A 20177-nucleotide genomic window follows, 5' to 3' on the forward strand; every position below is an offset into this window, starting at 1 on the left:
TACGCTGCGTTTTCCAAAATATTTTATTTATCCACTTCCAAAGCGAAAAAAGTATTTGACAAAAATATTTCATTAGTGTACAATATTACCAAGTTTGAGAGTGTAGGTGTGCTAAGAACTTTCGTTCAAATCCCCCGAGACAATCAAGCGGGTCGATTTAATTATCGCTTAGGAAAGCGAACTGAAAACATGGATCAAGAAGTTGAAAAGAGCAACAAGCTCTATGTAGGAAATCTTCCCTACAATGTAGATGATCAGCCTTTCCGTGATGAACAGCTTAAAGCAATCTTCGCCGAAGCCGGCGAGGTTTCTGAAGCTACCGTTATCACAGAGAGAGAAACTGGTCGTTCTAAAGGGTTCGGATTCGTCACTTATGCTGACGAAGCCACAGCCACCAAGGCTTTGGAAGAACTCAATGGAAAAGAAATTGGCGGCAGAGAATTAAGAATTTCTTATGCCCGACCAATGCGCGAGAGAGAAGACAGATAATTTCGTCTACTTGACGCGAATAAAAGCAAAAATCCCCCAAAGGGGGATTTTTGCTTTTATAATTGATTTTTTACGCCCAGTGCGTTAGTATTGCGGTGCTCGCAGCAAGGCAACTTTCCAGTCCGGATCTGGCCGCCCCTCACGAAAATTCAACCGCCTATGGCGGAGGAGGAGCTGACCATGACAAAGAGCTGGAGAATATTGCTAGAAGGTTTCGAGGCACTCGAGGAAAAAGTCCATCATGCGTTGTTCGAAGTCGCAGCAGCGCAAGAGGACGCAGATGCGGGATGGGACTCGTGGCTAGAGTGGGAAGAACTCGCGAAGCAGGTCCGGCGCGCAGCGCACGCCCGGGACCTCTCGATAGACGAGTTTGACTCGCTTTGCCGCACGGCCCGTCGGTACCAGAACAAGAGAGTGCATGACCTCTGCGTCGCACTCGAGATCGAGAGTTTCGCAGAGGAAGACGGCACCATGATCTGGGAGCAGTTTTGTGCTTTAGTTGGCAAACTCGAGCACCTGGCGCCAAGCCCGTAGGGAGCTCCGAGCCTTCAACGAGCGAGTCGGGCGGTCTGATGCATGGACCGCCCACAATTTATTTTAGACCTATTTCTTTAAGTTCTCACTCGACATAAACTTTTTGATGTCATTGATCGTAGACATGAATTGGGCAGGAAAAATGATCGTGGAATTTTTCTCTGTCGAAATTTCAGATAGGACTTGAAGGTTTCGAAGCTGCAGTGCAATTGGGTGTTTATTGATAATATCAGCAGCTTTACCAAGTTTGTCCGCCGATTGAAATTCGCCTTCGGCAGCGATAATTTTTGCTCTTTTCTCCCTTTCAGCTTCTGCCTGTTTTGCCATCGCTCTCTGCATCGTATCAGGAAGTTGAATATCTTTGATCTCAACAGTTGTTACAATCACGCCCCAAGCTTCTGTATGGCTATCGATAATTTTTTTGATTTTTTGGTTAATTTTGTCCGTGTCAGAAAGAACCTCATCAAGTGAAAATTGGCCCACGATATTTCTCACGGTCGTTTGGGCAATCTGGTTTACCGCCGCATAAACATTTTGGACGGCAACGATCGATTTGGTTGCATCTACCACATGGTAATAAGCCACGGCTGCCACATCAATCGAAACATTATCGCGCGTGATAATTTTCTGGGATTGAACCGGCATTGTAATTATCTGTAGAGAAATTTTGTAAAGTCGATCAATAATCGGAATAATCATCCGAATTCCTGGCTCTTTTTCTCCTATCACCCGCCCAAGCCTAAACCAGACTCCCCGTTCATATTGCTGAACTACCCGCAATGCCGCAGCGATTAATATCACCGCAATCCCGATCACATACCACCATACTATGCTCATTTTTTCCTTTCGTTATTGATTAAAATGTAGTGCTAGTTTAGAAAAATTGCAATAGGCAGGACAACTAGAACAATCGCTTCGGCTTGGGTATAATACGGAAAGACAAAAGAAAGGAATTATGGCGAAAGTAATCGAAGTAAAAAATTTGTCCAAAAAGTACGGACCGCTTGTTGCGGTTGATGGAATCAATTTTAGTGTTGAAAAGGGTGAAATTTTTGGTCTTTTGGGTGAAAATGGAGCCGGTAAGACGACAACACTTGAGATGATTGAGGGGTTAAGGAAACCATCTAGCGGAGAAATCAAAGTGCTTGGCCATGATTCGCAGAGTGAAATTGCCGAGATTAAGAATAGGATTGGAGTCCAGCTCCAGTCATCAGCATATTTCAGCTTTTTAAATCTAAGAGAAATTCTTGATCTTTTTGGTGGGTTTTATCCGAAGAGAATCGCCACGGATGAGCTTCTTTCCATGGTCCGGCTCAGGGAAAAATCAAAAGACTTCGTCGGCAACCTCTCTGGCGGACAGAAGCAAAGATTCTCGATTATTGCTAGCCTCATAAATGATCCCGATGTGGTTTTTCTTGATGAGCCAACCACCGGCCTCGACCCTCTGGCGCGCCGAAACCTCTGGGATATTATTCTGAAAATCAAGTCGCAAGGAAAAACAATAATTCTGACCACTCATTACATGGAGGAAGCAGAAAAACTTTGCGACCGAATTGCAATCATGGAGAGAGGAAAAATTCTCGCTATTGGCACGGTCCACGAACTCATCTTGAAGGTAAATAATCCATTCAGAATTCAATTTGTCGCCGCTGGTATTCCAGCAAACATTGAAAAAAACATTCGCGGATGCTGTGGAGAATTCGTGAAATTCGATGGCAAAACTGACCATTACGAGTTGCAGCTTAAAAATCGCAAGGATTTAAAAACTGCTCTATCAGAGATTGAAAAAATAAATTACGAAGATTTACTGGTAACGCGAGCATCACTTGAAGAATTATTTATCGAGCTTACAGGAAAAGCGATTGAGGACGAGGAGGCAAATGCTTAGATTATTTATCGCAGACCTGAAAATGCTGGTCCGGAATCGACAGGCGCTTTTTTGGAGCTTGATGTTTCCGCTGATGTTTACAATAATTTTTGGCTTCTTTTTTGGCGGGTCAACCATCGCCGGCACAATTGGCTTGATCAACAATTCGAACACACAGATAGCGCAGGGTCTAGTTTCTGCACTCAAGGGAACCGACTTACTCAAAGTCCAGGACGAGAGCGATTTGAACACAGCCAAAGATTTGATCAAGAAAAACACAATTTCTGCGGTCGTCGTGATTCCTCAAGGTTTTGGGGATATCACCCCCGATTCACCAAGACAAGTTGATGTTATTTACGACCCCGGATCGCAACAGCTTGTGGCAATTATTAATTCTTTTCTGAATACTTATCTTACCAATGTAAATTATTCCGTTCAGAATGCTAAACCGATTTTTTCCGTTAATGCCCAGGCAATAAATTCGGAGAGAAAGTTAAATTACTTCGATTTTGTTCTTGCTGGAATCCTCGGGATGGCAATCATGCAATCCTCCATTATCGGCGTTTCTATTGCCATCAGCACTTACAGGCAGGAAAAAATACTAAAGCGCATAACCACCACCCCGATTAAGACATGGCAATTTATCATCGCCGAAGTTTTATCGCGTTTAGTGGTAAATTTAATTCAAGTTGCCCTCGTTCTGGCGCTTGGCGTTTATGCATTTCACGGACATATTTATGGAAATATCTTCGAAATTTTCGGCATCGCTCTTTTGGGTGCCCTTCTATTTCAGATGATCGGTTTTGTGGTTGCCAGCTTTGCCAAAACCGCCGATGCGGCGCAAGGGATGGCAACCGCTATCGGAATCCCGATGATGTTTCTAGCCGGCGTATTTTTTCCGATCGATTCTTTGCCCAAGTGGCTTTACTCTGTTGTCCAATATCTGCCACTTGCACCACTTCTCAGAATCCTGCGCACTGTGGCCCTTGAAGCTGGCTCGGCTTTTCAAAACCCAGTGAATATGGCAATCGTCGGTGCCTGGATTGTCGTATGTTTGGCACTTTCGCTCTGGAGATTTCGCCTATCAGAAGAATAGTGGACAAATGGGCTATTGCCGAGCCCTACAAAATGATATGATATATATGGTGAATTGTGAAATTTGCCATTTGAAATATTTAGTGAGGAGGATACCACAATGGATCCAGAAGAGACACAAGAAGAAACAACCCCTGTTGAGGGTGGCGAAGCTGAAGGCACTGAGGCTCCAGCAGCACCAGAAGCGAATGCAGAAGGTGGAGAAGAATCAGAACTCGGTGCACCAGCCGACGAAGAAGCTCCAAAAGCTCCAGAGACGGGAGCCGAAGGCGAAAGTGAAGAAGAACCACCAGCCACAGAGTAATTCAATTGAACAATAAGAAAAATCAGGCCTTGGCCTGATTTTTCTTATTGTAAATATAATTTATTCTGCGCTTGTATCTGTTGATATTTTGGAAACGACCACATCAAACATGTGTGTTCCGGAGGAAACAATATACATCGAAATATCGCCTTTATCAAAATATGCACTGAACGAATCGCTTGTGTTGTAGTTCGCCGTTTTGGTATAGCCGGCATTTACAAAAGCATTTTCTATGTCTGAATATTTTGAGGCATTGACTTCATTTTTTGTAGTATAATACAGCGTTGCACTATCCGTTGCCGATGACCAAAGCGAAAGTTTTGCTCCGCCAAACAAATTGGTAAGTATTGGCTTGATTTCCGCATTAACAGAAATCGACAAGGAATCAGACGGAGTAACTTCTTGAACCTGTGAATAATCATTGGTATCAGTGCCAATATTTGTAGTGTCAGTGTTCACACCGGTGGTGTCTTTGATCACATCCGACACTGCATTGTGGACTCTATTTTTGACAAAACGATAAATTCCATAACTAATTCCGCCACCCACAACTACAAGGACGAGTACCACAATCAGGATAATCAATCCTACATTTGTTTTTTTCTTGGCTGGTGCGGCCTGTGTCGGCTGCGGCGCTGCCGTTTGCGCTGGTGCTGGCGCCTCAGGAGTATTTTTTTGATCCTCTGGCATAAACCCTCCATATTCCTTTTGGAATTTAGTTCTAAATATTATTACACAGGATTATTTTACCCCCATTTTATAAAGATTCAAAGTTTTTATTAGAAATTATAATGCAACATCTTTGTTGATCGGCTAAGATTCTGATAGCGTTAAACAAAAAATTAAATGATTTTATTTTCAGTTTTAATTTTTGATTCCGAAGGGACCCCTTTGGGGCTTTGATTTAGATGAGGTGCCATGATTATTACCAGCCCCGATTTTCAAGAAGGAGAAAAAATTCCAGAAATATATACCTGTGACGGCAACGATATTGCGCCGGATATCATTGTTGATGATGTCCCAGATGAGGCAAAAAGTTTAGCATTAATTATGGATGATCCCGATGCCCCGATGCATACTTGGACTCATTGGATTGCTTGGAACATTCCTCCCGGGACGAAAAAAATCAAAGAAGGAATGACACCCGAAGGCACAATTGAGGGAATAACTTCTGCTGGTAATGCCGGATACCACGGCCCTTGCCCAACCGAAGGAGAGCATAGATATTTTTTTCGATTCTATGCGCTGGATACGATGCTGAAAATATCTGAAGAATCAGATCGGCACAAGGTTGAACAAGCCATGTCTGGCCATATTATCGAAACATCGGATCTGATGGGGCTGTATGAAAAAGAAGACTAAGCGTTTTACACAACTGCAATTACAAATAATGCAATTAATGTAATGATTGCAACGAAGAGAACGGTATAAAGAAGAAGGCTTATGGCTTCTTTTTTCTTACCATCAAAGTAAAGCATAAGCGGTTTTCCTACCGATAATATGCCCACGACTAGAGCCGAAAGCACAAAAACCATGAGAAATGTGGCACTTCCGATTATCGAATTCATTTTCCCGAAAATCTTTTCACCATTATTAAGAAATAACACAACCAGAACTACATACGCTGCAATACCAATTGCGTTGATAACGCCTCTCCACATTAGGCTCAAATTTTTCATTTAATCTCCTTTTTAATAGTAATCGATATTATAGCACAGCTTGAAATTAGTGCTAAGATAATTGTATGAATAATGGCGACAAAAAAACAAAAGGCAAATTTGTTTATGTTTTAATACAAGTTCTAGGTGTTTTTTTGTTAATTCTGGGAGTACTGGGAATATTACTCCCGATATTACCCGGTTGGCCATTGATTTTTTTTGGGCTCTTGATTTTGGGAGCAGATGTTGCATTTCGTGACCGCATAATCAACATATTTCCCGAAAGGTTTCGTCCTGTAATTCGCCATCATGCAGACAAAATATATGCAAAAAAACACAAATAATAAACCAACTTTTGAAATTGAAAAACATTTTCAGGAGCAAGGTTTCGAACTTGTCGCTGGGGCTGACGAAGTCGGAAGAGGAGCCCTTGCTGGTCCAATTTTTGCCGCAGCGGCAATTTTTGATATTGAAAAAAACTTTCGCGGAATCCGAAAAATTAAAGATTCGAAATTGTTGAAAGCAAAAGAAAGAGAAGAAATCCTGAAATATATACGAAAAAATGTGATCGATTCGGCAATAGGGTCAGCATCTGTCGAGGAGATTAACAAACATGGAATTGGTGCGGCAAATATCATGGCTTTCAAGCGCGCTCTCGATAATTTAAAAAGTGTTGATTTTGCCATCATTGACGGGCGGCAATTTCGAGGTTTCGCATATAAATATTTTTGTGTGGAGAAGGGTGATAATAAATCAATTTCGATAGCTGCAGCCTCGATAATTGCCAAAGTCGAGAGAGACAAATTGATGAGCGAATTAGACCCGAGTGATATATATGGTTTCAAAAATAATAAGGGCTACGGCGCCAAAAAACATCAAGAAGCCTTGAAATCTCATGGCCCAAGCGAACACCACAGAACTCAATTCATACGCGGGATTCTGAATTCTGATCCGAAATTGTTTTGAATAGTACAAACTTAATTATCATTTTCATTTCTGTCCAGTTATCACTGTTCCTGTGCGTTCTTCGAAAAACTCATCATTTGGGTTTATTTTTAATAGTTCTTCCTTAAGCTCATCGTCAAAATTTTTGAGATTATTGCCAAAAAGTTCCGGGGCGGCGTAAGAATAGCTATGTTGTTCTTGGGCAATCTCGCTTGACGCGACCTTGATCTTTGGAAACTTTAAGTGTTCGTAGCGAACGTTTTCGAAGCCTATTTCTTCCAGGATTTTCGGATAATCTTTTGTCTTAACACTAGGAAATGAACCGCTCGATGTTCGCCTCTCTTCACCAAGATATTTTTTAATAATTTCGATTGTTTTCTGCTGCCAGACCTCTGGTGTATTTTGCCAAATTGTTGAGACTCCGGTTATACCGACACAACCTCCGGGAGCCAGAATTGTATAGGCAAATTCAAGCATTCTTTTGTAATCCATCCAGTGGAGCGAATTGCCAAAGGTCACTGCCTGAAATTCTCCGATTGTATCGCTTAAATCTTCTCCGTTTGCACAAAGCCAATCGATATTCTCTGCTTTCCTTTCGGTAGCCAGAATTTTGCCCTCGTCGATCATTTCCCTGCTTGGCTCAACGGCAACTACCCGATTAAAATAATGGCTTAAAGGGATAGCAAGAGTGCCCGGGCCAGCGCCGATGTCAAGCAAATCGCCCTTTTTGTCAGGCAGGTTCGCGACAATAAGATCGATAACCTCTTTGGGATATTGCGGGCGATATTTGTAATATTTTGATGAGCCCTTAAAAACATCCATTTGCGTCCTGTTCGTTATTTGCTGCATACTATCATAGCCAAAAAATCCTAAACACTGATCCAAAGTTGTTCTAATAATCGATTCAGATAACACGAATGATTTCTCTAATACAAATCTTGAATTTTGTTCTGTAGTTCTTGAATTTTAATAGCGATTCGGTCTTTCTGAACTTTTTTAAGATCAGGTCCGTATTTAACAACGAATCGTTCTATTCTGGCCAGTGCCTCCAGAGTCTTTACTACCGTTTTTTCTAGTTTTTCTTCCATGCCCGGATTATAGCACGAAAAATGATCGAAAAAGATCCCTTCCGAATCCCATATTATTGCAAGACCAGGAAAAACAACCACCAAAAGTCGGAGAAAAAAAGATGGCGATATTATTATGATAGAAATAAGTTTATGATTAAATCATGGAATCAGTAATCATAGCAGACAATTTAATAAAGATTTACCATTCAAGCACCAACAATGTCAAAGCTTTAGATAAAGTGTCTCTTGAAATTTCGAGTGGTGAGTTTTTGATGATTACTGGCAGAAATGGCTCTGGAAAATCAACGCTTCTTCATCAATTAGCTTTATTAGATGAATATGATAGCGGCGAAATAATTATTAACAATCAAAAAACCTCCCACCTTTCGGAAAGAAAACGTATGGATTTGCGGCTCAGGGGGCTGGGCTATATCTTCCAGGAATACGCCTTGATCGGTGAACTTTCGGCACTGGAAAATGTAATGCTTCCGGCAATGATGCTGGAATCAAGCAAGGAAGCAAAGGCTAAGGCTTTCGAAATATTGGAAAAAGTTGATTTGAGAGAAAAATGCTTTCGGCTTCCATCAGAGCTTTCTGGCGGCGAACAACAAAGAGTCGCGATCGCTCGTTCGCTCATAAATAGCCCAAAGATTATTTTTGCCGACGAACCAACAGCAAATCTGGATTCGACCTCTTCAAAAAAAGTATTGGAAATTTTTAAATCTTTAAATAAGAAAGATGATATTACTATTGTAATGGTTACTCATGAACCGGAGGAGTTGGCTTATGCCAGCCGTCATATTCAATTAGCAGACGGAAGGATAGTATGAAAAGTCAAAACCGCCTGCCCTTTTATCTAACTTTAAAATATCTACAGCGAGGAAAAAAGTGGACATTATTCCTTACCGTTTTTCTGGTGGCTATTGCTTTTGTCAACTTGTTGTTCATCTCCTCTTTGTTTAACGGTATTATAAAAGGCACTAACGAACAAATTATTAACACCATGACTGGCAATATTTATATCGCTCCCAAAGAGGGGGAAGAGTTTATAAGCAATAAAACCAAAAATGTTAATACTTTACGTTCGATTGATGGGGTTATTGGTGTAAGCGCTCAAGCCCAACTGCCGGCACGGCTTGAGTATAAAAAAATTTCCGGCAATTGGCAGGTGTTAGCCATAAAGCCAGGTGATGAGGCGCAAGTCACTAATACCTCACAAAAAATGATCGCTGGCCGTTATCTTGAGGAGAATGATGAAGATGGCATTATTTTAGGCCAGCAAATTGCCGGCGGCGACGGGGTAGAACAAAATGCATTTTCCCTCAAAGGCGCAAAAGTCGGCGAAAAAGTTAAATTAATTTTCAATAATCAATCATATGAGTTTACAATTCGCGGAATTTTTAAAACAAAATTTCTTAACGCCGATGAACAGGCTTTTATTACGCAAAAAGCTTTTGAAAAATTACTCCCGGAGATCGACGATAAAACAAGTACGATTATTATAAAAGTTGCGAATAATCATGACGAAGATACGGTAATTTCCAGTATTAAGGATAAAAACATTGACGGCAATGTCTATACTTGGCGCGAGGTTGCTGGACTAATGAAATCAGTAAGCGAAAGTTTTTCAAGTATTAATGTTATCATGACCTTTGTTGGCATATTAATTGCCGCTGTCACCATTTTTATAGTTATATATGTGGACATTATCAACAAGCGAAAACAAATCGGCATTTTACGAGCCATTGGTATTCGGCCATACATCATTATTTTTAGTTATGTAATTTTATCGGCCGTTTATTCGGTAATAGGGGTTTTGCTCGGCACGGCCATATTTTTTGCAATCCTGACACCTTATTTTATAGCTCATCCATTTCAAATTCCAATAACGGATGTTGTTCTTGCCCTAGATAAAGTTGATTTTATTGCTCGCGCCGAAGCGGTAATGTGGGTTTCTGTATTTTCTGGTTTAATTCCGGCGGCAGTTGTTACTCGGACTAAAATGCTCGATGCGATTCTAGGGAGATAATGATTTCAACAATTAAAAGGGAATAATAAAAACACCAATTTGTTGGTGTTTTTATTATGGTTCGGGGATAGGGATTTCGGGCATTCGCGCTGCTCACTTCTAAAAACCCTCGGTTTTTAGTGTTTTCCGCCAGCGGGAGACCAATTGTTCTCCCGACCCCTCTCTCGTCCGAACCCCATATATAACCACCCAAAAGAAAAACGACCACCAAAAGGTGATCATTTTTCTTTGGTTCGGGGATAGGGATTCGGACCCCAATTCTTTGGACCAAAACCAAATGTCCTGCCATTAGACGATCCCCGAATATCAAATTCTAATCCAAAACCCAGCTCCCAAACTTATCGTTTGCAAGCATTAGCATACCCGAAATCACTCGCATTTTCAACTAAAACACCCCAGCGTAAGCCGAGGTGTTACCCATTACAGGTCTCCCTGAATTGGGCCATAATTTGCGTTCGCTGGGGCTGTTTTAGGCTTTATGAAGCATCCAATAAGCCGGGTTTTGTATAACGATAGCAATCTATCTACGCGTGGAGACCGCAGGTCACCTTCCGAGTCGGAATTGATGTCAGGCGGTCCACTCCACTTGCACCGAGCTAGGCTTGCCACAGACGCACATTGCTGTACGAACGCGTGAGCTCTTACCTCACGATTTCAACCTTACCGGTCTTGCGACTTAGGCGGTATATTTTCTGTTGCGCTGTTCTCAGAGCTTTCACCCTGCTTGTTTTCACAAGCGCTCCACTCTGCGGTGCCCGGACTTTCCTCCCTTGCGGGTAGCTATCTAGAATGCTTTTAAAGCATTAATATTGTATCCGAAAATGACCAAAAAGTCAATGTTTAAGGGTTGGAACTCACAAAAAGATTATCTTATATTAAAATATTTAAATTATAGGATATTGATACAAAATTTTAGTTTTAACCGAAGGCGCCAGGCCGCAAGGCCTGGCGCTCGGTGATACTTAGTTGGTTCGGCCGAAAATCAGCCGGAAGGCTTCCGGGTCAACGCACGGATAGCCAGAAAAGTCGAAGTCGTGGTCTTCTGCGATCAGCGAGAAGCCTGGGAGCATCGCTTCGATCTGTCGACTTGCGACCTCGATGCTGTCTGCACCATAGGTCGGCGTGTAGCTCTCGATGACCTCGAGTCGCCCATCGCTTAAAGACAATACTCGGAGGAGTTCCTGTGGGCTGAGCGCATCGGGGCAGCGTAGTGCTACGTTCGCCATCACGATATCGCCAGCATCATCCGGAATCGGCAGTGCGTCCGCCGTCCCGGGCAAGATAATCTCTGGGGCGGAGTTGCGCAGCTTGGCCGTCTCGACAGAAAGCACAGCCGCGACTTTGCGATCTGCCTGTGAGGGTTCGACGCCGATGATCAGCTCAAGCGGAGTATGTTTCCGAAAGAGGCTGATTGGCAGTCTGCCGGGCCCAATCTCTATAAGGACCTTTGGCTCCTCGCCGCGCTCCGCACAAAGCACACCGTAGTTGCGAATGATGTTTCTCGCTACATTGGTGTGCCATTCGCTGGCATGGTTCGTGCCCCAGTACTGGGGAGTGAGCCTGATCTCCGGCCAGAGATAGGCCACCATTCCATGGAGATTCGGCCAGAAGAAGTCCCAGCCACCCTCAAAGCCGAACTCGGCCGCGAGTTTGTCGAAGTCCTCGCGAAAATCCGAGTACGCGCCAGCCATCCGTGATAGGTCGGCAGCACGCAAGATTTTCGCCTCGACGGTGACCGGCATGACGCCAGCATTGGTAGGTTTGATCGCATCGATCACTGCGGCGATCATGTGCTCCAGGTAGCCAAGTTTCCGCATCTCCTCGGCAGCCACCTTGGCACTCAGCTCCTCAGGAGTCGAGCACCCGAATTCTCGCGGATCCTTGCCAAACAACGCATCATGGAAAAGCGCTGCCCAGACAAGGACCTCAATCGAGACGTGGATGCCGCAATGTCGGCATCGTTCTGCAAGCATGAAGGCAGTTGCGCAGACCCCCTGAGCATGCCTCCAATTATGGTACGGCCGCATGGTGTAATACGGCCAAGCCAATTTCTCGATGAATCCCAGCATCTTGGTCCCCCTTGTGTACAAGCCTGAATTTCGAGCAGTGCTAGATTAACACAAAAAACATGTTCCGTAAATTATCCAAACATTAGTACATCCATCCAAATCTTATTATTCCAAACGTAACAATTTCTCCGCGACCGCGGAGAAATTGTTACGTTTTTATTTCTAAAACAAATTATCTTATATTAAAATATTTTTATCAAATAAGTACAAAAAAGTGATTTATTTAATCATTTTCTTTAGATAAATATCTACTGGCTCCTTCGTGGTTTGGGTAAGCTTTTTGGGAAGTTTATCCGGTGGGAACCATCTCATATCCTCGTGCTTATTCGGTTCCATATTTTTTGGTTCCTGGCCGTCTCGGATTTTTGCCAGGTGGTGGATCGCCACCCAATGCTGACCTTCAATTATATGGTCCGTGTATCCTAGACACTCTAAGATATCAATATCGACTCCAATTTCCTCACGAATCTCTCGCTTTAGCATCTCTTCAACTGTTTCACCAAATTCAACCGTGCCGCCGGGCTTCGTCCAAAAACCGGCATCGTTATTGCTTTTTGACGTTCGTTTTAATAATAGAATTTCGTTGTTGTCATTGACAATTAAGGCACCGCCACCAACTCCGATGAAGTCTTTCCCTGGTTTTATTTTTACTCCTTGACTTCTTTAATAACCGCAGATAAATCTTCTTGCCCTTTGTCGCCTTCGCCATATTTACGGACAGCGACTTTTTCAGCCTCGATTTCTTTGTCGCCGACAATAAGCATATATGGGATTTTTTGCATCTCGGCTTCGCGAATTTTTTTGCCGATCGATTCAGTACGATCATCAACCTTAACTCGAATTCCGGCTTCATTGAGCTCCTTTTCGATTTTTGCGGCGTAGTCCAAATGTTTATCGGAGATTGGCAACACAATAGCCTGGACAGGAGCGAGCCATGTCGGAAATGCGCCGGCAACATTCTCGATATATATACCAAGAAAACGCTCGATTGCCCCATAAATCACGCGATGGATCATTACAGGACGGACTTTTTCACCTTTTTCATCAATATAGGTCAAGTCGAATGTTTCCGGATTGGCAAAGTCAAGCTGTATTGTGCCGCACTGCCATGTGCGACCGATAGCATCCTTTAGATGAAAATCAAATTTCGGGCCATAGAATGCTCCATCACCTTCATTAACTTTATGTTCGATTTTGTTTTCAGCAAGAATTTCCTTCATTGTCGATTCTGCCTTTTCCCAAACCTCATCCGAACCGACTGACTTTTCCGGCCTTGTTGAAAGCTCAATATGATCAACTTTCATGCCAAATTTCTCATACATTTCAAAACATAAATCAAATACCTTTTTGATTTCTTCCTTTACCTGATCAGGCCGGCAATAGATGTGGGCATCATCTTGTGTAAACTGGCGAAGGCGCATAAGCCCATGGACTTCGCCCGAACCTTCGTAGCGGTGGACCAAGCCAATCTCCCCCATCTTTACCGGCAGATCTCGGTATGAATGAACCTTAGTCCTGTAAATCAGCATACCGCCGATGCAGTTCATTGGCTTTACAGCATAGGAATAATCTTTTTCATCGGGAGTTCTGGCTAAATACATTCTTTCGGCATAGTTTTTCATGTGTCCGCTCTGCTCCCAGACTTCTTTTAGCATCATGATTGGGGTATTTACCTCTTCGTATCTCTCACGGCGATGAACCTGCCGCCAATACTCGAGCATTTTTTGAAATACAATCCAGCCATTATCATGCCAAAAAACAAAGTTTGGTCCTTCCTTGTGAAACGAAAAGAGATCCAGCTCCGTGGCAAGTTTGCGGTGATCGCGCTTCTCAGCTTCCAGTATGATTTCTTCATACTTTTTAAGCTCAGACTCGTTTTCAAACGCAAGAGCATATATCCTCTGTAGCATTTTGTTTTTCTCACTACCTCGCCAATAAGCACCGGCAATTTTATCAAGCTTAAAACCAACATTTTTGAGATCAGAGGTTGTATCAACGTGAGGACCAGCACAAAGATCGACAAATTCTCCTGTTTTGTAAAGTGAAACTTTGTCATTGCCACTACTCTTCAAATCTTTAATCAACTCCAATTTGTAATTTTGTTTGTCAAATTTTTCAATTGCTTGGCTTATTTCCACTTCTGATTTTTCAAAGGCAAGATTCTTTTCAATAATCTCGCGCATTTTTTTCTCAAGTTTTGGCAAATCCTCCGGCACCAAAGCTCGGGGCAAGTCAAAATCATAATAAAAGCCATTTTCAATCGCCGGACCAATACCAAGTTTTGCATCAGGGAACATCTCAAGTACTGCCATCGCCAGTACATGGCTCAGCGAATGCCTCATGGTTTCAAGTTCAAATTTTTTTTCAGCCATATAAACTCCAATATTACTTGTTAATCATATTGTAACAAAAATCAAACGGTTTAACTTTTTATTTTATTAGACCCAATCTTTCAAATAATTCAATCGATGGTGGGGTTAGTTTAATTTTGTCTAGTTCCGAGATATCAGCCCATTGAAATATTTCAAGATCGTCGCCAATTTTTACCAAAATCTCACTCGCGTCTTCACTTGCCGATACCTTAAAAACATTGAAAGACATTGTGCACAAGACTTTTTCTCCGGTTGTTCGCAACGTTTTTTCCGACTCGCCAATTCCTTTGTCATCAATCAATTCAATGCTGTAATTCTTAATATTGATTCCTGTTTCCTCTGAAATTTCTCTCCGAAGTGCCGTCTCAAAATTTTCATCTTCATCCACGCCTCCTCCCGGAAGATGCCAAAAGTCCACGTAAACTCCGCCTCCGTGAGCGTGTTTTTTACCAAGAAATATTTTTTTATCTTTTGAAATAATCATTGCGGAGACTATTTCACGATGGATTGTGCGCATTGTATTGATATTAAACTAAATAAAAAGACCAATTATCTCGAGACCCCAAACTTTGGGGGGTTCCATCTCGATATGGTCTTTATTTGCCGATTCGTTTCGGCTTACGCTGTTTCTCGCCGGTTGGTGAATCCGGGTCACTAAAACAGATTAATTGACATTAGTTTAACACATTTAGATAAGAACGTAAATATCTTCAGATTATTTCGTTATTCCCGGCACCGGAAAAACTTTTGTCATTTCTGCGACTTCCTTTTTGATTTCGGCAAGCTTTGATTCATTATTCATATTTTCAGCAACTATATTGAATAATTCAGCGATTCGCTGCATCTCTCCTGCTCCCATGCCACGAGTTGTCAGAGCGGCGGTGCCAACACGGATTCCAGAAGTGACCTTTGGGGGATTTGGATCATTCGGGACGGCATTTTTGTTTACCGTAATGCCGGCTTTGTCGAGCGCGACTTCGAATTCCTTACCGGTGATTTTTTTGCTCTGTAAATCAACCAAAATTAAATGATTATCCGTACCACCTGTTACCAAATCAAAGTCTAAGCTCATCAGGGTTTTGGCAAAAGTCTGCATATTGTCGAGGACTTTACCAATATACTCTTTAAATTCAGGCTTCAATGCTTCACCAAAAGCAACTGCCTTAGCGGCGATAATATGCTCAAGCGGACCTCCTTGAATACCCGGGAAAATCGTTTTGTTGATTTTTTTTGAGAGCTCCTCGTTATTGGTCATGATAATTCCTGACCTAGGGCCTCGCAAAGTTTTGTGAGTTGTTGAGGTAACAATATCTGCAACTCCAACAGGGGATTCGTGGTAGCCCGTCGCAACGAGACCAGCGATATGGGCAATGTCTGCAAATAAAAGTGCACCGACTGAGTTTGCAATTTCGCGAAATTTTTTAAAATCCAGCTTTCGCGGGTATGCAGAGTATCCACACATGATCACTTGTGGCTTAGCTTCTTTTGCTAATTCAGCAATTTGATTATAATCAAGCACTCCTGTTTCTGGGTTCAGACCATAAGAATAGGATTCAAAAAACTTACCCGAAAATGAAACCTTTGATCCGTGGGTCAAGTGCCCGCCGGCATCAAGCGATTGGCCCATAATTTTATCACCCGGTTTCAAGGTGGCAAAATACGCCGCCATATTAGCGCTGGAACCAGAATGCGGTTGGACATTGGCAAATTTGCAGCCGAATAATTTTTTAAGCCGATCAATAGCCAGGTTTTCGGCTTGATCGATAAACTCACAGCCGCCGTAATACCGTGCGCCGGGATAACCTTCGGCATATTTATTGGTTAAAACCGAGCCTTGTGCTTCAAGCACTGCTTTTGATGGATAATTTTCAGACGCAATCATCTCAAGCCCTTCAGTCTGGCGCCTCTCTTCACAACGGATGATGTCATACATTTCTTTGTCGTTTTTTTCAAGCTCGGTCATTTTTCCTCCAATTCATGATATTCAATTAACTCTTTTTTAAATTCACTATAAAATCTTTTTAAGAACAAATTCCTGCGCCGTGCAATTTTCTTGGAATACGCAAAATGCAATTTATCCCATTTTATCATCGGATCTCTTCTGATTTGATCCAGCAGGCTATGATTCAGCCATATTTCTTCATCTTTTGGTACCGGTTTGTCAGTATATATTGGGAAACCTCTCTCGCCGAAGTAATATGCCAATCGCGCTATGCCGATTGCGCCAAGCATTTCAATTTTATCGGCATCTTGCAAAATCCTTACTTCATCTTTGTCTGATTTTTCAGCTTTATCTCCCTCATGATAGTTGTCGTGCAATTTAATAACTTCTAGAACAGCAGCAATTTTTTTCTTCGGGAAGCCAACTTCCGGCAGCCATTTTTCTGCTATTTCCATGCCATATTTGTAGTGGTGCCAATCGTCATCTTCATGATGCATAAAACCAATATCATGCATTAGGCATGCTGCTTCCAAAATTTCCGTATCACAAGGAACTTTTGCTGCAATTTTAAGCGCGTTATCCCGCACTCGAGTTAAATGGAAAAAATCATGACAGGCAGTATATCCTTCCAGATACTTCTTGATCTTTTTTTCCAAATCCTTTTGCCAGCTCATGTATTTCCTTGGAGTTACATGAATATTATAACCAGATCAGGCAATTTCTGCCACAGAAAATGAAAATATATGAGCTTTCTATGTAGTTATTAATCAGAAATTTACAGCTCTTTCAGCCGTTCTTCAAATTCTTCGTCCAATTGAGATTTCAAATCTTCATGAAATTTGTCGTCATAATCTTTAACTGTGTCTTTAACTCGCCCGCAGCTTTTTTCTTCGAGGCAAAAATGCGGAATTTGGCATTTGGTCACCATCAGTTTTGCAATATTAGGCAATTTTTTCCGTTCAAGAATTTTTTTAATTTTTTCCATTTCTTTAATAGCCATTGGGCGCAATTGCGCTTCAGCGGTCGTGCAGGTCCTCACCGGGTAATAACCAGCAATTAGATTATATAAATCGTATTGCTGCAAAATATCCACCCTAACTCCGCGCGGCATAATGAAAATAGCATCAGAGGGCTTAATTTTGTATTTCCCAATGAGTAAGAAATATGCATCGAGAGCATTAATGACAATATTCAAATATTCATAAAGCAGACTTTTCTGCTTTTTTATAGTAGGCGGAATAGTGAAAAAACGATCAATAATTTTAAGGTCAGCCTCCGCTAGTTTTTCTTTGGCAATTTTATTGCGGTATTTCTCAAAGATTGGCTGGCAGCGGTCAATAGCATAATACAGCGAGTCTGGCGTCATTGGTACTGTCCTATGGCGTTTTTTGTCTCCCCAAACCCGCCAGGAAACTGCTGATAGCACCTTGACCGTAAGAGCAGTATTGTAGTCACGGCAAAAGTCATGCCGTAGAGCTAATAACTTACGCCAATTTTTTTTGATCATCCTTTTATTTGGGACTAATTCCTTTTCTTTCTTTACGATTTCCTTGGCGCTCCTATCAAGGCCTGGTGTAATTGTTGCATCTAAGCTAATTACATCGGACAAGTCGTTGGAGATACCTTTAGCTTTAATTAGTTCGCGTGTAATGTTTATCTTTGCTGGATCCTTAAAGGGATTAGGATAAGGAAGAACATTTCGGCCTGCAAGATCTCTGGAAGCATATACTAAATCCACGCCATATTTTTTTAGCTCTTTTTCAATTTTTTGGATCATCATCTGGGCTTCTTCAGGCATCCAATCACCTTGCGATTCTGCTTCCTTCTTAAAAGCTATTACAGATTCAATCGGGTAAGCGATAATACCGGTACCATATATACCATAATGCAGTGTTTTTGATGCATCATCTTTGTTGATTCCACTTTTGAGCAATTTGTTTAGAAAATTGATATTATTATCTGAAATTTTTTTATAAATTGCTTTTGCTTCGGCATTATTGTTAATGGCAGTAGGGTATACTATGTCATCTACAGTGGTATCGGTGCGGCGTCCTGAAGCCATGAGCGCAGACGAGAAAACCATCCCGGTCATCAAAGAGTCAATAAATTTTGAAGCTTCATAGGTAAAACAGATCGCCGGTGTCGTGGCAATCGAGGCATGACCTCGAAGAGAGGACCGGCGAATAATGCCTTTGACTTTTTTGTCTAGGTCCTGGCCTTTTTCACAGACATCTTTGTAAAGATCTTTGACGGATTTGCCTTTAAATGTCATTAAAGCAGACAGAGAAACCAAATCTTGAGGCTTAAGATATCCTGTTTTATCTGCTAAAACCGGAATCACCCCCAAAAATGTGACTTTCATGTCTGATACTTTTCTTGCCATAAAACTCCTTGAAAAAGTTAATTAGTATATATTAAATTTCAAAATCGTAACTCTTCTTTGATAAGTTCAACTTCGGGTGTCATATCAAAATACTCGCTGTTTATCTTGATTTTGCCTCGAAATTTTTCGCAAATTATTCCCCTTTTATTGGCCAAGCGTCTTGCTTCCGGCTCAGATTCTTTCTTGGATCCGTCACTGCCTTCCTTGACTCTTAAATATTCGTCTAAATAAATAATCTTTTTGATTCCAAGATTGTTCAGTGCCTTTAAGCAGTCATAGCATGGAAAGAGGGTAATATATAAGGTTGAGCCTTTCAGGCGCTCAGTGTTGCCGGAATTAATAATCGCATTTATCTCGCTATGTGCCCCACGGCAACGCTGAATTTCATTCGTGTCCGGATCTCCATGCACCTTTGCGCAACCTTCATCAATACAATGAATATCGCCGGCGGTCGGCCCATTATAACCCAAAGAAATTACCCTGTGGTTTTCATCCACAAAAACGGAACCGACTTTGTGAAAAATACAAGCGGTTCTTTCCGCAGCAGCAACGGCAATGGTCATAAAAAACTCATCCCAAGAAAGCCTATGGTTTCTTTGATATTTCTTATCTTTTGCCATTTGTCCTCCGGTTATTACACTTGGATTTCTTTACCCTTGCTGGTTACCCTTCCACCTTTCCATTGTCCCCGATATGCATTTGATTTCCCCGATATCTCAAAAAACATTATATGAACGATTCTGGCACCTAGTTCAATTTCAAATTCGCATGGACCAGAATTATAAAACAGAAATGAAAGTTCCCCGCAATATCCTGGATCGATTTTTCCACCGGACATAATAATTCCTGATCGAAACAGGGTGCTCCTAAGCCACATCGCAGCAGTCAAATTCAGTGGCATATTTACCTTTTCGTTAGTTGTCACCAAGTAGCAATCGCCCGGTTTGAAAATAACTGATTGTTTTTTTTCTGGTATATATTCATATAACAATTTTGAGTCAGTCGAGTCGCGTTCGGTAAGCCCCATAAATCCCCTGCCGCTTATTTCATGCACTTTTCCAAGACACAGGTCAAAACCACAGCCCTCTGGATTTGTAAGCTCTCTTTCACACAGGTTTTCAACTAATTTTTGTTTTTTGACAAGATCCAAGAGTTTGTCCACGCCGAGTACCATCTTCCCTCCAAATTTATTGATATATACCAGAAACTTTTTGATAAAAAATGCGCCGGATAATTAGCGCAAATTGTAGTTTATTTCTGTTTTTTAAAGTATAGCAATACATAAATATTTTGGCGCAAGAATCGATTTGAAGATACAAAAATTATAATCACAAATTGGCAAATTACTATTTTTTATTTCCAGCATTGGATATTTATACCTAAGGCATAAAGTAAAAAAATGTTTTAGACTTGAGAAAAC

23 protein-coding genes, 1 tRNA gene and 1 other RNA gene are annotated in these 20177 nt (G+C 41.7%); 9 read left to right on the plus strand and 16 right to left on the minus strand.

What is annotated here, in order from left to right:
- Positions 1–189: 189 nt before the first annotated feature.
- Positions 190–489: an RNA-binding protein gene (locus WC080_01200; protein MFA7243893.1), complete on the plus strand. Its 300-nt coding sequence runs from the start codon at positions 190–192 to the stop codon at positions 487–489.
- 180 nt (positions 490–669) lie between these two features.
- Positions 670–1023 carry a hypothetical protein gene (locus WC080_01205; protein MFA7243894.1) on the plus strand — a complete coding sequence of 118 codons (354 nt, stop codon included), beginning with the start codon at positions 670–672 and terminating at the stop codon, positions 1021–1023.
- A 69-nt stretch (positions 1024–1092) separates the two neighbouring features.
- On the opposite strand, the gene WC080_01210 is transcribed toward WC080_01205, so the two are convergent.
- A complete protein-coding gene (locus WC080_01210; protein ID MFA7243895.1) occupies positions 1093–1860 on the minus strand; it encodes a slipin family protein in 768 nt (255 codons plus the stop codon).
- Between the two features lie 118 nt (positions 1861–1978).
- Between WC080_01210 and WC080_01215 the strand changes: the two genes are divergently transcribed.
- The 3 genes from WC080_01215 to WC080_01225 all read left to right on the plus strand — a co-directional run bounded on the left by WC080_01215 (position 1979) and on the right by WC080_01225 (position 4289).
- Positions 1979–2911: an ABC transporter ATP-binding protein gene (locus WC080_01215; GenBank protein MFA7243896.1), complete on the plus strand. Its 933-nt coding sequence runs from the start codon at positions 1979–1981 to the stop codon at positions 2909–2911.
- Positions 2904–3986 carry an ABC transporter permease gene (locus tag WC080_01220; GenBank protein MFA7243897.1) on the plus strand — a complete coding sequence of 361 codons (1083 nt, stop codon included), beginning with the start codon at positions 2904–2906 and terminating at the stop codon, positions 3984–3986. Before WC080_01215 ends, WC080_01220 begins: the two co-directional genes overlap by 8 nt.
- A 99-nt stretch (positions 3987–4085) precedes the next feature.
- Positions 4086–4289 carry a hypothetical protein gene (locus WC080_01225; protein ID MFA7243898.1) on the plus strand — a complete coding sequence of 68 codons (204 nt, stop codon included), beginning with the start codon at positions 4086–4088 and terminating at the stop codon, positions 4287–4289.
- A gap of 60 nt (positions 4290–4349) precedes the next feature.
- On the opposite strand, the gene WC080_01230 is transcribed toward WC080_01225, so the two are convergent.
- Positions 4350–4979 carry a hypothetical protein gene (locus WC080_01230; protein ID MFA7243899.1) on the minus strand — a complete coding sequence of 210 codons (630 nt, stop codon included), beginning with the start codon at positions 4977–4979 and terminating at the stop codon, positions 4350–4352.
- Between the two features lie 228 nt (positions 4980–5207).
- Between WC080_01230 and WC080_01235 the strand changes: the two genes are divergently transcribed.
- Complete coding sequence (locus WC080_01235; protein MFA7243900.1) at positions 5208–5651, plus strand: YbhB/YbcL family Raf kinase inhibitor-like protein; 444 nt, start codon at positions 5208–5210, stop codon at positions 5649–5651.
- Positions 5652–5656: 5 nt separating this feature from the next.
- Here the strand turns inward: WC080_01235 and WC080_01240 are convergent, their stop codons facing one another.
- Positions 5657–5968, minus strand: coding sequence for a hypothetical protein (locus WC080_01240; GenBank protein ID MFA7243901.1), 312 nt, complete (start codon positions 5966–5968; stop codon positions 5657–5659).
- Positions 5969–6256: 288 nt separating this feature from the next.
- Here WC080_01240 and WC080_01245 point away from each other — a divergent pair, with 288 nt between their 5' ends.
- Entirely contained in the window at positions 6257–6913 is a 657-nt protein-coding gene (locus tag WC080_01245) for a ribonuclease HII (GenBank protein MFA7243902.1), read from the plus strand.
- Positions 6914–6937: 24 nt separating this feature from the next.
- Here the strand turns inward: WC080_01245 and WC080_01250 are convergent, their stop codons facing one another.
- Both WC080_01250 and WC080_01255 read right to left on the minus strand, forming a co-directional pair.
- Positions 6938–7714 (minus strand): class I SAM-dependent methyltransferase, encoded by a 777-nt coding sequence (locus WC080_01250; GenBank protein ID MFA7243903.1) that lies wholly within the window; start codon positions 7712–7714, stop codon positions 6938–6940.
- 104 nt (positions 7715–7818) lie between these two features.
- Positions 7819–7980 carry a hypothetical protein gene (locus tag WC080_01255; GenBank protein ID MFA7243904.1) on the minus strand — a complete coding sequence of 54 codons (162 nt, stop codon included), beginning with the start codon at positions 7978–7980 and terminating at the stop codon, positions 7819–7821.
- Between the two features lie 143 nt (positions 7981–8123).
- Between WC080_01255 and WC080_01260 the strand changes: the two genes are divergently transcribed.
- The gene (locus WC080_01260; GenBank protein MFA7243905.1) at positions 8124–8792 is read left to right on the plus strand and encodes an ABC transporter ATP-binding protein; all 669 of its coding nucleotides are present in this window, start codon (positions 8124–8126) and stop codon (positions 8790–8792) included.
- Positions 8789–9991 carry an ABC transporter permease gene (locus WC080_01265; GenBank protein ID MFA7243906.1) on the plus strand — a complete coding sequence of 401 codons (1203 nt, stop codon included), beginning with the start codon at positions 8789–8791 and terminating at the stop codon, positions 9989–9991. The genes WC080_01260 and WC080_01265 overlap by 4 nt, the downstream gene beginning before the upstream one ends.
- Before the next feature lie 229 nt (positions 9992–10220).
- Here WC080_01265 and WC080_01270 read toward each other — a convergent pair.
- The 11 genes from WC080_01270 to WC080_01320 all read right to left on the minus strand — a co-directional run bounded on the left by WC080_01270 (position 10221) and on the right by WC080_01320 (position 19931).
- Positions 10221–10294 (minus strand) — tRNA-Gln (locus WC080_01270).
- A 173-nt stretch (positions 10295–10467) separates the two neighbouring features.
- An RNA gene (rnpB, locus tag WC080_01275) (RNase P RNA component class A) lies at positions 10468–10787 on the minus strand.
- Between the two features lie 166 nt (positions 10788–10953).
- Complete coding sequence (locus WC080_01280; protein ID MFA7243907.1) at positions 10954–12060, minus strand: HD domain-containing protein; 1107 nt, start codon at positions 12058–12060, stop codon at positions 10954–10956.
- A 219-nt stretch (positions 12061–12279) separates the two neighbouring features.
- Entirely contained in the window at positions 12280–12705 is a 426-nt protein-coding gene (locus WC080_01285) for an NUDIX domain-containing protein (GenBank protein ID MFA7243908.1), read from the minus strand.
- A gap of 2 nt (positions 12706–12707) precedes the next feature.
- Positions 12708–14432, minus strand: a complete 1725-nt coding sequence (gene thrS / locus WC080_01290) for a threonine--tRNA ligase (protein ID MFA7243909.1) — start codon at positions 14430–14432, stop codon at positions 12708–12710.
- Between the two features lie 58 nt (positions 14433–14490).
- Positions 14491–14949, minus strand: coding sequence for an NUDIX hydrolase (locus tag WC080_01295; GenBank protein MFA7243910.1), 459 nt, complete (start codon positions 14947–14949; stop codon positions 14491–14493).
- A gap of 198 nt (positions 14950–15147) precedes the next feature.
- Complete coding sequence (gene glyA, locus WC080_01300; protein ID MFA7243911.1) at positions 15148–16395, minus strand: serine hydroxymethyltransferase; 1248 nt, start codon at positions 16393–16395, stop codon at positions 15148–15150.
- A complete protein-coding gene (locus WC080_01305) occupies positions 16392–17048 on the minus strand; it encodes an HD domain-containing protein (GenBank protein ID MFA7243912.1) in 657 nt (218 codons plus the stop codon). The genes glyA and WC080_01305 overlap by 4 nt, the downstream gene beginning before the upstream one ends.
- A 101-nt stretch (positions 17049–17149) precedes the next feature.
- Complete coding sequence (locus WC080_01310) at positions 17150–18757, minus strand: FAD-dependent thymidylate synthase (GenBank protein ID MFA7243913.1); 1608 nt, start codon at positions 18755–18757, stop codon at positions 17150–17152.
- A gap of 38 nt (positions 18758–18795) precedes the next feature.
- Positions 18796–19377, minus strand: a complete 582-nt coding sequence (locus tag WC080_01315) for a dCMP deaminase family protein (protein MFA7243914.1) — start codon at positions 19375–19377, stop codon at positions 18796–18798.
- 14 nt (positions 19378–19391) lie between these two features.
- Positions 19392–19931 (minus strand): hypothetical protein, encoded by a 540-nt coding sequence (locus WC080_01320; GenBank protein MFA7243915.1) that lies wholly within the window; start codon positions 19929–19931, stop codon positions 19392–19394.
- Positions 19932–20177 lie beyond the last annotated feature (246 nt).

This window comes from Patescibacteria group bacterium, from assembly GCA_041674405.1.
GTDB lineage: Bacteria > Patescibacteriota > UBA1384 > XYA2-FULL-43-10 > XYA2-FULL-43-10 > JBAYVT01.